Genomic DNA, 16,468 nt, shown 5'->3' with positions numbered 1-16,468 from the left:
ACCGGCGCTCGAACTCATGTGCCGGGCCGGTAACTCCGTGATATTCATGCGGGGTTGGGGAAACGGCTGGGCCGACGGGTGGGGAAAGAGTGACGGGCTTACTGCTGCTGCGCGCACGCGCGCATCGGCTGCTGCTCACCGCGGCCCTGCTCGCCGTACTGCTGACCACCTCGGTACTCGCCGCACTCGCGGCCTTCTCCGGCTCCGTCGGCGACACGGCGCTGCGCGGTGCCCTCAGCGGCCGGGCCGCCGGCTCCACCGCCCTGCTCGTCGAGGCGGACGTCTCCGGAGAGGACCGGGAGGCGGCGCAGCGGGCCGTGGCGCGCGGGGCGCGGGAGGCGTTCGGCGGACTGCCGGTGACCGTGCGGAGGCTGGAGCGGTCCGGGCCGTACGCGCTGCCCCGTTCCCTCCAGGACGCCGACGCCCGCGCCGGGCAGCCCGACCTCACGCACTTCGCGGCCCTCGACCGGTCGCGGATCAGGCTGGTCTCGGGCAGCCTGCCGGGCCCGGCCCCGGCGGACCGCACCGCCGCCGTGCCCGTCGCCCTGCCCGAGGCGGCCGCCGGCCGGCTGGGGCTGCGGCCCGGAGCGCGGCTCACGCTCACCGACCGGCTGGGCGACGAGCCGCTCCGGGTGCGGGTGACCGGCGTGTACCGGGCGGCCGACAGCTTTGATCCCTACTGGCAGGCGGACGCCCTCGGCGGCCATGGCGTGCGCACCGTCGACTTCACCACGTACGGGCCGCTGCTGGCCGACGCGTCGGTGCTGGCCTCCGGCCGCACCTCCGCGGACGGCACCGGCTGGGTGGCGACCGCCGACTACCGCACCTTGACCACCGACGGCATCGGCGGGCTCCGCGCGGCGGCGGTGCGCGCGGCCGAGTCGCTGCGTGAGGCCCCGGAGCTCGGGGGCGGCGCGGACGTGCGCACCAGGCTGCCCGAGGTGCTCGACCGGACCGAGCGGGCCCTGCTGGTGTCCCGGTCCACCCTGCTGATCGTCTCCGTGCAGCTGGTGCTGCTCGCCGGGTACGCGCTGCTGCTGGTGGCCAGGCTGCTGGCCGGCGAGCGGGCGGGCGAGACCGAGCTGCTGCGGGCCAGGGGCGGCTCGCGCGGCCGGATCGCGGCACTGGCCGCGCTGGAGGCGCTGCTGCTGGCCGTACCGGCCGCCGTCTGTGCCGCGCTGCTGTCCGGCCCGCTGGCCCGGCTGCTCGCCCGGTGGTCCTCGCTCGACCGGATCGGACTGCGGCTCGGCGTCGTCCCGGCGGCCCAGGTCTGGCTGGTCGCGGGCGGGGCGGCGGTGGCCTGCGCGGTGGCGGTGGTGGCGCCCGCGCTGGCGACGGCGGGCACGCCGGTGCGGCTGCGGCGGGTCCGGGCCGCGACGTCGGCGGCGCCCGTGCGCGCCGGAGCCGATGGGGCGCTGCTGCTGATCGCGGGCGTGGCGTACTGGCAGCTCGGCCGGCAGACCGACGCGACCGGCGGCGGGGTGCTGAGCCGGGACCGGGCCGGCCGGCTGGGCATCGATCCGCTGCTGGTCGTGGCACCCGCGCTGGCGCTGCTGGCGGGCACGGTGCTGACGCTGCGTCTGCTGCCGCTCGCGGCCCGGCTCGCCGAGCGGCGGTCCGCGAGCGGGCGCGGGCTGCCCGCGGCGCTGGCCGGATGGCAGTTCAGCCGGCGCCCGCTCGCCGGGGCCGGTCCGGTGCTGCTGCTGGTCGTCGCGGTGGCGACCGGGATGCTGGCGATCGGGCACGGCGCGTCCTGGGACCGGTCGCAGGGCGACCAGGCCGACTTCCGGACGGGCGCGTCGGTCCGGGTCCTCGACTACCGGCCCGGGAGCCCCGGGCAGACCGGTCTCTACGCGGCGCTGCCCGGGGTCCGGGAGGCCGCTCCCGCGCACCGCGCGGCCGTGGGCCTCTCCGGGGAACGGCAGGCGACGGTCCTCGCCCTGGACACGGCCCGCGTCGGGGACGGGATGCGGATGCGCGGCGATCTCGCCGGCGAACCCCCGGCGGAGCTGCTGCGGGCACTGGCGCCGCCCGCTCCGGACCGGGACCGGGCCGTGCGGCTCCCCGAGGACACGCGGCGGCTCGCCCTCGACGTGCGGATCAGGGACGAGCAGGCCCGGTCGGGGCGCTCCCCGTCCGGCCGTTCACCCGCGCTGACCGCGGTCGTCGAGGACCGGTACGGCATCGCGTACCGGCTGGGCGCCGGGAACGTCCCGGTGGACGGCCGGGTCCACCGGATCACGTTCGGGCTGGACGTGACGGCGACGGGCCGCCGCGCCGCCCCGGCCGGGCCGTTGCGGCTGACCGGACTGCAGCTCGACGACACCTCCCCCACCGGCCGCGCCGAACGCCACCGGTTCACCGTCGAGCGGCTGCTCGCCGCCGGCCGCGACGGCTTCGCGCGGACCGTGCCGGTGCCCGCCGGGACACGGTGGCGGGGCGGCCGGACCGTGACGAAGAACGGCGAGGTCGTCGCCCGTGGGGCCGTGGAACCCGCCGCGTCGGGGAGCGCGCCGCCGGCCGTGTCGTACGGCACCGGCTCCGACAGCGGCGAGGCATACGGATCGGCTCAGACCTGCACCGTCCGCGTCGACACCGCCGGGGCCGAGGCTCCGAGGACCCTCAACGCCGTCGCCACGCGAGACTTCCTGCGGGCGGCGGGGGCCGAGCCGGGCGACACCGTCGACGTACCGCTGTCCGGGGAACAGCTGCGGGTGCGGATCGTGCGGTCGGCCGAGGAACTGCCCACCACCGCCACCGACCTGGCCGGTGAGACCATGACAGGTGGAGCGCTGCTGCTCGATCTGCGGGCCGTCGAAGCCGTGCTGGCCCAGCGGGGCAGCGCGCCGCTCGCCCCCACCGAGTGGTGGCTGGACGCCTCCCCCGGCAAGGCCGCCGAGGTCGCCGCCGCGCTGCGGACGCGCCCGGACCTGCAGCCTCAGCAGGTGCTGGTGCGGGACGAGACCGCGGCCGAGCTGCTGCGGGATCCGCTCGGCGCCGGGCCGCGCTCGGCGTTGACGGCGGTGACCGTGGCCGCCGTGGCCCTCGCCGCCGGGGGTTTCGCGGTGAGCGCCGCCGGTGCGCGGCGGGAGCGGTCCGCGGAGTTCGCGGTGCTGCGTGCTCTGGGCACGCCCCGCCGGGATCTCGCCCGGCTGGTCGCGACCGAGCAGAGTCTGCTGATCGGTGCCGGTCTGCTCGCCGGGCTCGGCCTCGGCACCCTGCTGGCCCGGGCCGTCGTGCCGCTGATCGTGCTGACCTCCGGTGCCGCACGGCCGGTTCCGCCCGTGCTCGTCGAACTGCCGGTGTCCCGGGTGGTTCTGCTTCTCGTGGGGGTGGCCGCCCCGCTGCTGCTGATCACCGCCGCGTCGGCGCTGCGCCGGGCGGAGCCGGCGGCCGCGCTCCGCCATCAGGGAGAGGACTGACATGCCGCGCAACACTCGGGGCGCGCCCTGGGTGCGGACCCGGCTGCGGGCCGCGCCCTGGTCCGCTGTCGCGTTCGGGGCGCTGGTCCTGGTCACGGCGTTTCTCGTGGCCGTCCTGCCCCGGGCCGTCGAGGCGTACGAGACGGAGGGGCTGCGCGTGTCCGTCGCCACCGCCGCCCCCGAGTCCACGGTGCTGGAGCTGAGGGCGCCGCGGCCCGGTCTCGAACAGCCGGACGAGGCGCGTGCGGACGCGGTGCGGCCGGAGGCGCTCGCGGCGGTCGGCGGCACGGCGCGAGCACTGCTGCCCGAGCCGCTGCGGGCGGACCCGGCCGAGTCGGCGTACGGGCTGCGGACCGGGCAGAGCCTGGAGGGCCTGGACGCGGCGCTGCCCCGGCCGGACGGACTGCCGCCCCGCTTCACCCTGCTCGCGCAGTCGGGTGCGGCCGGCCACGCCACCGTGCGGGAGGGCCGGCTGCCCACCGCCGGCACCTCGGTGACCATGGAGACGCGGGCGGTGGAAGGCGCCGTGACCGCCGAGACCGCCCGCACATTGCGGCTGCGGGCCGGGTCCACGCTCACCCTGGCCGGCTTCCCGGACGGCCCGCTGACCGTGCGGATCACCGGCGTCCTCGAACCCCGGCATCCGCAGGGCAGTTACTGGTCCGCTGAGCCGGTCCTGCGTACACCGGCCCTGGCGAGCACCAACGCCCGTCCGCCGCGGTACTACTGGGAGGCGGGCGTGCTGCTGGCGCCCGGGGCCGCCCCGGCGCTGCTGGGCGGCCAGGGCGAGCCGGAGAGGTACTGGCGGTTCGCGCCCGCGACGGGGCGGCTCACCGCGGCGGACGCCCCGGCGCTCGTCGAGGCGGTCGCGTCCCTCGAGGACGGGCCGGGGCTGGTGCGGATGCGGGGAGCCGCCGGTCCGACGGCGCAGTTGTCCACCGGCCTGGAGCAGGTCGTCGGCGCCTATACGGAGACGCGTGAGGCGATCACGCCCGTGGTCGCCGTCGCGGCCTTCGGGATCGCCACGGTCGCCGTGATCGTCCTGGTCATGAGCGGTTCTCTGGCCGCCGCCCGCCGCTACGCCGAACTCGCCCTGCTGCGCGCCCGGGGCGGCTCCCTCGGCGGCATCGCCGGGCGGCTGCTGGCCGAGAGCGCCGTTCCGGCGGTGCCCGCCGCGGCCGGCGGTCTGCTGCTCGCGGTGTTCGCCGTGGAGGGGGCCCGGTCGCTGTCCTCCGTACTCGGGGCGGGTGCCGTGGCCCTGCTCGCCTGTGCCGTGCTGCCGGTGCGCGCCGTGGTGGCGCATCGCCGGCCGCGGGCGCACCAGGAGCGCGACGACCTCGCCCACGCCAGACCCGGCGGCCGCCGCGCGGTCGCCGAACTGACCCTGCTGGCGCTGGCCGCCGGCTCGGTGGCGGCGCTGCGCCGCCGCGGTACGGACGGTGGTGCGGGCGATCTGCTGGTGAGCGCCGCCCCGGTGCTCGTCGGGCTGGTCGCCGCCCTGCTGCTGGTGCGGCTGTACCCGCTGCCCCTGCGGTGGGCCGCGGGTCCGGCCGGGCGACTGCGCGGCGTGGTCGGGTTCCTGTCGCTGGCCCGCGCGGGCCGCTCACCGGCGGCGGTCGCCACGCTCCCGCTGCTCGCCCTGCTGACGGCCCTGACTACGGCCGCGTTCGGCGGGTCCGTGCTGACGGGCGTGGCGGACGCCCGGGACCGGGTGGCGCTGCTTGAGACGGGTGCGGACGCGCGGATCGAGACGACCGACGGCGCCCCGCTCCCGGCCGGGCTGGCGCGGGCGGTACGGGATGTGGCGGGCGTGCGGCAGGTCACGGCGGTGGGGATCGGGTTCGCGTCGGAGCGCGCGTCCGACGACAGGAGGTCGCTGACGGTGGTCGGGGTGGAGCCGGACACCTACGCGGGGCTGGCCCGGCGGACGGGGCTCGGGGGGTTCGCGCCCGAGCGGCTGGGGACCGGGGGCGGGGTGCTGGACGCTGTCGCCTCCCCCGGGGTCGCCGAGCGGCTCGGGCGGTCGCCGCGCAGGATCTGGACGGACGGCGGTGCCGTCACCGTGCGGATCACCACCGTGCGCTCCCGCACCCCGGCCGTCCCCGATGGTGAGTTCCTGCTGGTCGACGCGGCGGGCCTGAAGGGCTTCGGCGGTCCCGCGATCCTGCTGGCGACCGGTGCCGGGCTCGACGCGAAGGCGCTGCGGGCGGCCGTGCGTGGCGCCGGACCGGATGTCTCGGTGACGCTGCGCGCCGAGGAACGCGCGGCGCTGTCGGACTCGCCGTCGCAGTCCGGCGCCGAACGGATCTACGTCTGGGCCGTCGCCGCGGGCGCGGGATACGCCCTGCTCGCCGTGGTGCTCGGCATGCTGCGGTCCGCGCCGGAGCGGGCCGCGCTGCTGGCCCGGCTGCGCACCCTGGGCCTGACGACCCGCCAGGGGCGAAATCTGCTCGGTCTGGAGGCACTGCCCCTGGCGCTGCTCGCGGCCGGCGGCGGGATGGCCGTCGGCTGGGCCACGGTGGGGCTGCTCGCCCCCGGCATCGACCTGGACCGGCTCGCCCTCGCCGACGCGTCCGGCACCGTGGGGCCGGGAGCCGCCGTGCTGCGGGCCGACGTGTGGTCACTGGCCCTGCCCGCCGCGTGCGCGGTGCTGCTGGCGGGGGCGGTGGCCGTCGCGCAGGCATGGTGGGCGGGCCGTCGGACACCGGTCACTCACCTCAGGGCAGGAGACATGCGATGAGCGGTACGACTCGGTCGCTGGCGGAGCTGGAGCGGCGGGCGGCGCGGCACCGCGACCGGCCGGCGTACGGGCACGACGCGCTGATCGCCTGCGACCGGCTGGTGCGGATCTTCGCCAGGCGCGGGGGCGGGGACGCCGTGGAGGTGCAGGCGCTCCAGGGCCTGGATCTCCTGGTCCGGGAGGGCGAGTTGATGGCCCTGGTGGGGGCGTCCGGCAGCGGCAAGTCGACGTTGATGAACATCCTCGCGGGCCTGGACGTCCCGACCGCGGGCGCCGCGAGGGTGGCGGGCCGCGACCTGCTGACGATGGACGCGAAGGCCCGGCTGCGGTACCGGCGTGAGGTGGTCGGCTTCGTCTGGCAGCAGACGGCCCGCAACCTGCTGCCGTATCTGACGGCGGCGCAGAACGTCGCCCTGCCGCTGCAGCTGGCGGGCCGCCCGCGGCGGGAACGGGCCGGACGGGCGGAGGAACTGCTGGGCCTGCTCGGGGTCGCCGACTGCCGGGACCGGCGTCCGCGAGCGATGTCCGGCGGGCAGCAGCAGCGCGTCGCGATCGCCGTCGCCCTCGCCAACTCCCCCGCCGTCCTGCTCGCCGACGAGCCGACCGGCGAGCTGGACTCGGCGACCGGGCAGCAGGTCTTCGCCGCGTTCCGCCGGGCCAACGAGGAGCTCGGCACGACGATCGTCGTCGTCACCCACGACCAGGCGGTCGCCGGCGAGGTCCGCCGCACGGTCGCGATCCGTGACGGCCGCACCTCGACGGAGGTCCTGCGCCGCACCGAGGTCGACGACAGGGGCCAGGAGTCCGTGGTGGCCCGTGAGTACGCGATGCTCGACCGCGCGGGCCGCCTCCAGCTGCCGGCCGAGTACACCACCGCCCTGGACATGCGGGACCGGGTGCTGCTGGAACTGGAGGAGGACCACATCCAGGTGTGGCCCGACGTGAACGGGAACGGGACCGGGACCGGCTGAGGACGTGCGACAGCGCCTGCCCGGCGTCCGGTCGGGGACTGTGGGGCAGGCGCTGTCAGTGTTCCGCACGCCGTTGTGCGGGACGTCTATAGGGGTGCCGGTCAGACCATCAGCGCACGGTCCGTCGGCTTGATCGGCGCCGGCAGCTCGCTGGCGCCCGTGAGGTGGCGGTCCACCCCGCGCGCCGCCGAACGGCCCTCCGCGATCGCCCACACGATGAGCGACTGGCCGCGGCCCGCGTCACCGGCGACGAACACGCCCGGCACGTTGGTCTGGTAGTCGCCGTCGCGGGCGATGTTGCCGCGCTCGTCGAGCTCCAGGCCGAACTGCTCCACGAGGCCGTTCTCGCGGTCGGTGCCGGTGAAGCCCATGGCGAGGGTGACCAGCTGGGCGGGGATCTTGCGCTCGGAGCCCGGCTTCGGGGTCAGCTTGCCGTCGATGAACTCCACCTCGGTGAGGTGCAGCCACTGGACGTTGCCGTCCTCGTCGCCCTCGAAGTGGGTCGTCGACACCGAGTAGACGCGCTCGCCGCCCTCCTCGTGAGCCGAGGTGACCTTGTACAGCATGGGGAAGGTCGGCCACGGCTGGTTGACCGGGTGCCGCTCGTCGTTCGGGCGGGGCATGATCTCCAGCTGCGTGACGGAGGCCGCGCCCTGGCGGTGGGCGGTGCCCACGCAGTCCGCGCCGGTGTCGCCGCCGCCGATGACCACGACGTGCTTGCCCTCGGCCGAGATCGGGGGCGCCACGAAGTCGCCCTCCTGCACCTTGTTGGACAGGGGCAGGTACTCCATGGCCTGGTAGATGCCCTTGAGCTCGCGGCCGGGCACCGGCAGGTCCCGGGCCGTGGTCGCGCCGACGGCCAGGACGACCGCGTCGTAGCGCTTCTTCAGGTCCGTGGCCTTCAGATCGCGGCCGATCTCGATGCCCGTGCGGAAGCGGGTGCCCTCCGCGCGCATCTGCTCGATACGGCGGTTGATGTGCCGCTTCTCCATCTTGAATTCGGGGATGCCGTAGCGGAGGAGGCCTCCGATGCGGTCCGCGCGCTCGTAGACGGCGACGGTGTGGCCGGCGCGGGTCAGCTGCTGGGCGGCGGCGAGACCGGCCGGGCCCGATCCGACGACCGCGACGGTCTTGCCGGACAGGCGCTCCGGGATCTGCGGGGCGACGTCCCCGGTCTCCCACGCCTTGTCGATGATCGAGACCTCGACGTTCTTGATGGTGACCGGCGGCTGGTTGATGCCGAGCACGCACGCCGACTCGCACGGGGCGGGGCACAGGCGGCCCGTGAACTCCGGGAAGTTGTTGGTCGCGTGCAGGCGCTCGGAGGCGGCGGCCCAGTCCTCGCGGTAGGCGTAGTCGTTCCACTCGGGGATGAGGTTCCCGAGCGGGCAGCCGTTGTGGCAGAACGGGATGCCGCAGTCCATGCAGCGGCTGGCCTGCTTGCTGATGATCGGCAGCAGGGAGCCGGGGACGTAGACCTCGTTCCAGTCCTTGACGCGCTCCTCGACGGGGCGGGACCTGGCGACCTCGCGCCCGTGGTTCAGGAAGCCCTTCGGGTCAGCCATTGATCGCCGCCTCCATCATCTTCTCGTGGGTCTCGGTCTCGGAGAGACCGGCTCGCTCGGCGGCGTCCTTGGCGGCGAGCACTGCCTTGTACGTACTGGGGATGATCTTGCTGAAGCGCTCGACGGCGGTGTCCCACTCGGCCAGGAGCTTCTCGGCGACGGTGGAGCCCGTCTCCTCCTGGTGGCGGCGGACCACGTCGTGCAGCCACTTCTTGTCGGTGTCGTCCAGCGCCTCGATCGCGTCGACGTTGCCGGCGTTGACGTTGTCCCGGTCGAGGTCGATGACGTACGCGATACCGCCGGACATGCCGGCCGCGAAGTTGCGGCCGGTCTCGCCGAGCACCACCGCGTGACCGCCTGTCATGTACTCGCAGCCGTGGTCGCCCACGCCCTCGGAGACGACCGTCGCGCCGGAGTTGCGGACGCAGAACCGTTCACCGGTCTTGCCGCGCAGGAACATCTCGCCGCCGGTGGCGCCGTAGCCGATGGTGTTGCCGGCGATGACGCTGTACTCGGCGAGGTGGTCGGCGGCGCGGTCCGGGCGGACCACGATCCGGCCGCCCGAGAGGCCCTTGCCGACGTAGTCGTTGGCGTCGCCCTCCAGGCGCAGCGTGACACCGCGCGGCACGAACGCGCCGAAGGACTGGCCGGCGGATCCGGTGAAGGTGATGTCGATGGTGTCGTCGGGCAGGCCCGCACCGCCGAACTTCTTCGTCACCTCGTGGCCGAGCATGGTGCCGACCGTGCGGTTGATGTTGCGGATCTGCACCTGTGCGCGGACCGGCTGGGCCTCGGTGGCGTCCGTGGCGGCGAGGGCGTCGGCGGCGAGCTTGATCAGCTCGTTGTCGAGCGCCTTCTCCAGGCCGTGGTCCTGCGCGATCACCTGGTGGCGCACCGCGCCCTCGGGCAGCTCGGGCACGTGGAACAGCGGCTCCAGGTCCAGGCCCTGCGCCTTCCAGTGGTCGACCGCGCGGGTGACGTCGAGGGTCTCGGCGTGGCCGACGGCCTCCTCGATGGAGCGGAAGCCCAGCTCGGCGAGGATCTCGCGGACCTCTTCGGCGATGTACTGGAAGAAGTTCACGACGTACTCGGCCTTGCCGGTGTAGCGCTCGCGCAGGACCGGGTTCTGCGTGGCGATGCCGACCGGGCAGGTGTCCAGGTGGCAGACGCGCATCATGACGCACCCGGAGACGACGAGCGGCGCGGTCGCGAAACCGAACTCCTCGGCGCCGAGCAGCGCGGCGATGACGACGTCGCGGCCGGTCTTCAGCTGGCCGTCGGTCTGGACGACGATGCGGTCGCGCAGGCCGTTGAGCAGCAGCGTCTGCTGGGTCTCGGCGAGGCCGAGCTCCCAGGGGCCGCCGGCGTGCTTGAGCGAGGTCAGCGGCGAGGCGCCCGTACCGCCGTCGTGGCCGGAGATGAGCACGACGTCCGCGTGCGCCTTGGACACACCCGCGGCGACCGTGCCGACGCCGACCTCGGAGACCAGCTTCACGTGAATCCGCGCCTGCGGGTTCGCGTTCTTCAGGTCGTGGATCAGCTGGGCCAGGTCCTCGATGGAGTAGATGTCGTGGTGCGGCGGCGGGGAGATCAGGCCCACGCCCGGCGTCGAGTGACGCGTCTTGGCGACCCACGGGTAGACCTTGTGACCGGGCAGCTGGCCGCCCTCGCCGGGCTTGGCGCCCTGGGCCATCTTGATCTGGATGTCGTCGGAGTTGACCAGGTACTCGGAGGTCACGCCGAAGCGGCCGGAGGCGACCTGCTTGATGGACGACCGGCGGGCCGGGTCGTACAGGCGCTCCGGGTCCTCGCCGCCCTCACCGGTGTTGGACTTGCCGCCCAGCTGGTTCATGGCGATGGCGAGGGTCTCGTGCGCCTCCTGGGAGATGGAGCCGTACGACATGGCGCCCGTGGAGAAGCGCTTGACGATCTCGGAGACCGGCTCGACCTCGTCGATGGAGATCGGCTGGCGGTCCGACTTGAAGCCGAACAGGCCGCGCAGCGTCATCAGCCGCTCGGACTGCTCGTTCACGCGCTCGGTGTACTTCTTGAAGATGTCGTAGCGGCCGGAGCGCGTGGAGTGCTGGAGGCGGAAGACCGTCTCCGGGTCGAACAGGTGCGGCTCGCCCTCGCGGCGCCACTGGTACTCGCCGCCGATGTCCAGCGCGCGGTGCGCCGGGGCGATGCCGGAGGCCGGGTAGGCCTTGGCGTGCCGGGCTGCGACCTCCTTGGCGACGACGTCGATACCGACGCCGCCGATCTTGGTGGCGGTGCCGTTGAAGTACTTCTCGACGAAGGCCTCGTCGAGACCGACGGCCTCGAAGACCTGGGCTCCGCGGTAGGAGGCGACGGTCGAGATGCCCATCTTGGACATGACCTTCAGCACGCCCTTGCCGAGGGCGTAGATCAGGTTGCGGATGGCGCGCTCGGGCTCGATGCCGGGCAGGAAGGTGCCGGCGCGGACCAGGTCCTCGACGGACTCCATCGCCAGGTACGGGTTGACCGCGGCGGCGCCGTAGCCGATGAGCAGGGCGACGTGGTGCACCTCGCGGACGTCACCGGCCTCGACGAGCAGGCCCACCTGGGTGCGCTGCTTGGTGCGGATGAGGTGGTGGTGGACGGCCGCGGTGAGCAGCAGCGACGGGATCGGCGCGTGCTCGGCGTCGGAGTGGCGGTCCGACAGGACGATCAGACGGGCGCCGTTCTCTATGGCGGCGTCGGCCTCGGCGCAGATCTCCTCGATGCGCGCGGCCAGCGCGTCACCGCCGCCGTGCACCCGGTACAGGCCGGACAGGGTGGCGGCCTTGAAGCCGGGCATGTCGCCGTCGGCGTTGATGTGGATGAGCTTGGCCAGCTCGTCGTTGTCGATGACCGGGAAGGGCAGCACCACGCTGCGGCAGGAGGCCGCGTTCGGGTCGAGCAGGTTGCCCTGCGGGCCCAGCGCGGAGCGCAGCGAGGTGACGAGCTCCTCGCGGATGGCGTCCAGCGGCGGGTTGGTGACCTGCGCGAACAGCTGGGTGAAGTAGTCGAAGAGCAGCCGCGGGCGGTCCGACAGCGCGGCGATCGGCGAGTCGGTGCCCATCGAGCCGATCGGCTCGGCACCGGCCTTGGCCATCGGCGCGAGGATGACGCGCAGCTCCTCCTCGGTGTAGCCGAAGGTCTGCTGGCGGCGGGTGACCGAGGCGTGGGTGTGGACGATGTGCTCGCGCTCGGGCAGGTCGCCCAGTTCGATCTCGCCGGCCTCCAGCCACTCCTCGTAGGGGTGCTCGGCGGCGAGCTCGGCCTTGATCTCGTCGTCCTCGATGATGCGGTGCTCGGCGGTGTCGACGAGGAACATGCGGCCGGGCTGCAGGCGGCCCTTGCGGACGACCTTGGAGGGGTCGATGTCCAGGACGCCGACCTCGGAGCCGAGGACGACGAGGCCGTCGTCGGTGACCCAGTAGCGGCCGGGGCGCAGGCCGTTGCGGTCGAGGACCGCGCCGACCTGGGTGCCGTCGGTGAAGGTGACACAGGCGGGGCCGTCCCAGGGCTCCATCATCGTGGAGTGGTACTGGTAGAAGGCGCGCCGGGCCGGGTCCATGGAGTCGTGGTTCTCCCACGCCTCGGGAATCATCATCAGCACGGAGTGCGGCAGGGAGCGGCCGCCCAGGTGCAGCAGTTCCAGGACCTCGTCGAAGGAGGCGGAGTCGGAGGCGTCCGGCGTACAGACCGGGAAGATGCGCTCCAGGTCCTTCTCGGAGGAGCCGAACAGGTCGGAGACCAGCTGCGACTCGCGGGCCACCATCCAGTTGCGGTTGCCCTTGACGGTGTTGATCTCACCGTTGTGCGCGACGAAGCGGTAGGGGTGTGCCAGCGGCCACGACGGGAACGTGTTGGTCGAGAACCGGGAGTGCACGAGCGCGATCGCGGAGGCGAACCGGCGGTCGGACAGGTCCGGGAAGAAGGGCTCCAGCTGGCCGGTGGTCAGCATGCCCTTGTAGACGATGGTCCGCGCGGACAGCGACGGGAAGTACACGCCGGCCTCGCGCTCGGCGCGCTTGCGCAGCACGAAGGCCTTGCGGTCGAGGGCGATACCCGTGGCGGGCACCGCGGCGTCGTCGCTGACGAAGATCTGGCGGAAGACCGGCATGGTCGACCGGGCGGTGGCGCCGAGCAGCTGCGGAGCGACGGGCACCTCGCGCCAGCCGAGGACGGTGAGGCCCTCGTCGGCCGCGATGGTCTCGATCTGCGAGATCGCTTCGGCGGTGGCGTTCTCCGGCAGGAAGGCGATGCCGACGGCGTAGGCACCGGCCGCCGGCAGTTCGAATCCGGCCACGTCACGGAAGAAGGCGTCCGGGACCTGCGACAGGATTCCGGCACCGTCACCGGAGTCGGGCTCGGAGCCGGTGGCACCGCGGTGCTCCAGGTTGCGCAGGACGGTCAGGGCCTGCTCGACCAGCGTGTGGGACGCCTCGCCGGTAAGGGTGGCGACGAAGCCGACGCCGCAGGCGTCGTGCTCGTTGCGGGGGTCGTACATACCCTGCGCAGCAGGGCGAGCATCCATGAACGACCAGTTCTGGCCATTCGCGGAGTGCTGGGACGGCTGGCGCGGCGTACGCATCGGCTCTCCCGTCGTCGTCATGTGGCATATGCAAAGTGCCGAGGGACGACGCTGGCCCTCGCGTGATCGCAAAATTTCGTGCAGGTTACATGATGGAGCGGTTCTCGGGAACCGGGATAATCCGTTCCAACATGCGGACACTGCGGGTTCGCGGCAGGGGTTCCGCGCCAGCAGTGGAGGCTATGGGGGGCCACGTGGAACGATCGGGTGAGATCGTCCTTCGTCGGCCCGGGGGCGGGTAGGGCGCCTTCGCCCACCCCGCCGAGGTGCGCGGCGAGCCTCATTGCCCACAGCGCTTACGGCTCATGCCCGGTGGTCATGCGTCTGAAACCAGCGAGTAACGGCTATTTATGCGGCCGAGCGCATAAACGCAAGCCGAGCTATCCTACGGCCGTTCCGAACAAAGTCCCCAGGGCGTACGTCACACCGGCCGCCGCGCCTCCCAGGTACAGCTGCCGCAGGCCGCTGTACCACCAGGTGCGTGCCGTCACCCTGGCCACCACCGCACCGCACAGGAAGAGCCCGAGCAGCGCCGGCAGCACGGCCGCCCAGAGGCTGCTCGCACCCAGCAGGTACGGCAGTACGGGCACCAGCGCGCCCAGCGCGAAGGAGCCGAAGCTCGACACCGCGGCCACGGTGGGCGAGGGCAGATCCCCGGGATCGATACCCAGCTCCTCCCGGGCGTGGATCTCCAGCGCCTGCTCGGGATCCTTCGACAGCTGCCGGGCGACCTCGTCGGCCAGCTTCGGCTCGACCCCTCTCGCCCGGTAGAGCGCGGCGAGCTCGGCCTCCTCGTCCTTCGGATGCTTGCGGAGCTCACGCCGCTCCACGTCCAGCTCGGCCTCGACGAGCTCGCGTTGCGAGGCGACCGAGGTGTACTCGCCCGCGGCCATGGAGAAGGCGCCGGCGGCCAGCCCCGCGAGCCCGCTCAGCACGATGGTGTGCTGACTGACCGCTCCGCCGGCCACGCCGGTCATCAGTGCGAGATTGGAGACGAGGCCGTCCATCGCACCGAACACCGCGGGGCGCAGCCAGCCGCCGTTCACGTCCCGGTGGGTGTGGTTGTCCCGGTGCGCCTCGTGCAGCGTCGCCTCGGTTTCGATGATGGCCATGAAGGCTCCCCACTTCCCGCTGCCGGAACGGCTTCTTGGACAAGTTCCAGACTTTTACAACAGCCAAACTACGCCGCGAATTCCGTTCCCGCCAGCAAGGAAAGGCTGGGCTAACCTGCGGTTTTGCCGCTCAACGTGCCGAGGGGCGCCCGGATCGTTCCGGGCGCCCCTCGGTGTCGTGCCGCTGATCGTCAGGTCTTCTTCGCCGACCCGGCCTCGTTCTTGGAGTCGTCGTCGGCGTCGCCGTCCTCGCCTTCGGTGCCGGCGCCGGGCTCGCTGTCGGACTTGCTCTCGTCGCCGGCGTTGCTCTCACCGTCGCCCTTGTCGGCCGCGGCGGTCTCGCCGCCGGGGACGGCGGGCTCCACCACGGCCTCCCGGCCCGGGCGCTTCTTCGCCGACAGTACGAGGTACGTGACCGCGAGCAGGAAGACGAAGATCGCCGTCCACACGTTGAGCCGCAGCCCCAGGATGTGGTGGGCGTCGTCGACACGCATGTACTCGATCCAGGCCCGGCCCGCGCAGTACGCGGCGACGTAGAGCGCGAACGCCCGGCCGTGGCCCAGCCGGAAGCGGCGGTCCGCCCAGATGACCAGCAGCGCGACACCGACGCACCACAGTGACTCGTACAGGAACGTCGGGTGGTACGTGCCCGGAACCCGCCCGTCGGCGGAGGACGTGATCTCCAGGGCCCACGGCAGGTCGGTGGGCTTGCCGTACAGCTCCTGGTTGAACCAGTTGCCCCAGCGGCCGAGTGCCTGCGCGAGGGCGATGCCCGGCGCGACGGCGTCGGCGTACGCCGGCATCGGGATGCCCCGGCGCCGGCAGCCGATCCAGGCGCCCAGCGCGCCCAGCGCGATCGCGCCCCAGATGCCGAGGCCGCCCTCCCAGATCTTGAAGGCGTCCACCCAGTCGCGGCCCTCGCTGAAGTACAGCTCGTAGTCCGTGATCACGTGGTAGAGCCGGCCGCCGACCAGGCCGAAGGGCACGGCCCAGACAGCGATGTCGGCCACCGTGCCGGCCCGCCCGCCACGGGCGATCCAGCGCTTGTTGCCGAGCCATACGGCAACGAAGACGCCGATGATGATGCAGAACGCGTAGCCGCGCAGCGGAATGGGACCGAGGTACAGCACCCCGCGCGACGGGCTGGGAATGTAGGCAAGTTCCATGGCAAGGTCGACGCTACCGTGCCGGACCAGGGCCGCGGCAGGCAGCCCGGCTACGGGTCCATAACGGGCGCGTGAGAAGGGTTGTTACCCCTTGTTCTGCGCCTTGTTCCGCTGTTTGTCCTTCTCCTGCACCATCTTCTTCAGCTTCGCCGGGGTCATCGTGCGGTCCTGGTAGATGTTCTCGCCGTCGAGCAGCACGGTCGGCGTGCCCGAGAAGCCGCCCTTGCCGAAGGCCTGGTGGGACTTGTCGACCCAGCCGTTGTGCGTGCCCTTCTCGACACACTGGCGGAAGGCGGGGCTGTCCAGGCCGTCGACCTTGCCGGCCAGATCGATCAGCTTGCCGGTGTCGGCGTAGGCGTCGTCGACCTCCGGGGGCTGGTTGTCGAAGAGCACGTCGTGGTACGCGGAGAACTTCCCCGCGTCCTGGGCGCAGGCCGCGGCGTTGGCCGCGTTGCGGGAGCCGGTGCCGCGCATGTTGCCGTCGATGAGGGTGACCAGGTGGTACTCGGCCTTGAGCTGTCCGGCTTCGGTCAGCTCGTGGATCACCGGCCGGTACGCCGTCTCGAAGGACCTGCAGGCCGGGCAGCGGAAGTCCTCCCACACCGTGAGCGTGGACCTGGCGCTGTCCTTGCCGACGGGGATGGCGAGGCCGTCCTTGCCCTGCGCTCCCGAGGGGGCCACGACCGGGCCCGACGCCTCGCTGCCGTCGTCCTTTCCGGCGTTGGCTGCGACGACGCCGATCACCGCCGCGAGCCCCAGGACGGCGACGACGGCCCCGCCCACGATCATCGCGCGCCGGCGCTTCTCCGCGGACTTCTGCTTCTCGCGCTCGACCGCCAGCCGCTCACGGGCGGTGCGCTTTGCCTCATGGTTCTTCTCGCTCACACCCCGG

The 16,468-nt window shown here is 73.2% G+C and carries 8 protein-coding genes; 3 read left to right on the top strand and 5 right to left on the bottom strand.

Annotation, left to right across the window (positions count from 1 at the left end; translation table 11 throughout):
- Positions 1-89: 89 nt before the first annotated feature.
- Genes IE212_RS26075 through IE212_RS26065 form a run of 3 tightly spaced genes read left to right on the top strand, consistent with a single transcriptional unit; the run spans position 90 to position 7,133 of the window.
- On the top strand, positions 90-3,422 hold the full coding sequence (locus IE212_RS26075; RefSeq protein ID WP_190200395.1) for an FtsX-like permease family protein: 3,333 nt from the start codon (positions 90-92) through the stop codon (positions 3,420-3,422).
- Between the two features lies 1 nt (position 3,423).
- Positions 3,424-6,162: an ABC transporter permease gene (locus IE212_RS26070; RefSeq protein ID WP_190200394.1), complete on the top strand. Its 2,739-nt coding sequence runs from the start codon at positions 3,424-3,426 to the stop codon at positions 6,160-6,162.
- Positions 6,159-7,133, top strand: a complete 975-nt coding sequence (locus IE212_RS26065) for an ABC transporter ATP-binding protein (RefSeq protein ID WP_190200393.1) — start codon at positions 6,159-6,161, stop codon at positions 7,131-7,133. Before IE212_RS26070 ends, IE212_RS26065 begins: the two co-directional genes overlap by 4 nt.
- A 101-nt stretch (positions 7,134-7,234) precedes the next feature.
- On the opposite strand, the gene IE212_RS26060 is transcribed toward IE212_RS26065, so the two are convergent.
- The 5 genes from IE212_RS26060 to IE212_RS26040 all read right to left on the bottom strand — a co-directional run bounded on the left by IE212_RS26060 (position 7,235) and on the right by IE212_RS26040 (position 16,461).
- The gene (locus tag IE212_RS26060) at positions 7,235-8,698 is read right to left on the bottom strand and encodes a glutamate synthase subunit beta (protein ID WP_190200392.1); all 1,464 of its coding nucleotides are present in this window, start codon (positions 8,696-8,698) and stop codon (positions 7,235-7,237) included.
- On the bottom strand, positions 8,691-13,298 hold the full coding sequence (gltB, locus tag IE212_RS26055; protein WP_190200484.1) for a glutamate synthase large subunit: 4,608 nt from the start codon (positions 13,296-13,298) through the stop codon (positions 8,691-8,693). Before gltB ends, IE212_RS26060 begins: the two co-directional genes overlap by 8 nt.
- A gap of 380 nt (positions 13,299-13,678) precedes the next feature.
- Positions 13,679-14,410 (bottom strand): VIT1/CCC1 transporter family protein, encoded by a 732-nt coding sequence (locus IE212_RS26050; protein ID WP_190200391.1) that lies wholly within the window; start codon positions 14,408-14,410, stop codon positions 13,679-13,681.
- A gap of 191 nt (positions 14,411-14,601) precedes the next feature.
- The gene (gene lgt / locus IE212_RS26045) at positions 14,602-15,576 is read right to left on the bottom strand and encodes a prolipoprotein diacylglyceryl transferase (RefSeq protein ID WP_190200390.1); all 975 of its coding nucleotides are present in this window, start codon (positions 15,574-15,576) and stop codon (positions 14,602-14,604) included.
- An 84-nt stretch (positions 15,577-15,660) separates the two neighbouring features.
- Entirely contained in the window at positions 15,661-16,461 is an 801-nt protein-coding gene (locus IE212_RS26040; protein WP_190200389.1) for a DsbA family protein, read from the bottom strand.
- Between the last annotated feature and the right edge of the window lie 7 nt (positions 16,462-16,468).

The organism is Streptomyces djakartensis (assembly GCF_014651075.1).
Lineage (GTDB): Bacteria > Actinomycetota > Actinomycetes > Streptomycetales > Streptomycetaceae > Streptomyces > Streptomyces djakartensis.
This window is presented reverse-complemented; position numbering and strand designations above follow the sequence as displayed.

Bases quoted from the DNA above. Each gene is read 5' to 3' on its own strand.
- IE212_RS26070 (WP_190200394.1), top strand. From the start codon at position 3,424: ATGCCGCGCAACACTCGGGGCGCGCCCTGGGTGCGGACCCGGCTGCGG.
- IE212_RS26065 (WP_190200393.1), top strand. From the start codon at position 6,159: ATGAGCGGTACGACTCGGTCGCTGGCGGAGCTGGAGCGGCGGGCGGCG.
- IE212_RS26060 (WP_190200392.1), bottom strand. From the start codon at position 8,698: ATGGCTGACCCGAAGGGCTTCCTGAACCACGGGCGCGAGGTCGCCAGG.
- gltB (WP_190200484.1), bottom strand. From the start codon at position 13,298: ATGCGTACGCCGCGCCAGCCGTCCCAGCACTCCGCGAATGGCCAGAAC.
- IE212_RS26050 (WP_190200391.1), bottom strand. From the start codon at position 14,410: ATGGCCATCATCGAAACCGAGGCGACGCTGCACGAGGCGCACCGGGAC.
- lgt (WP_190200390.1), bottom strand. From the start codon at position 15,576: ATGGAACTTGCCTACATTCCCAGCCCGTCGCGCGGGGTGCTGTACCTC.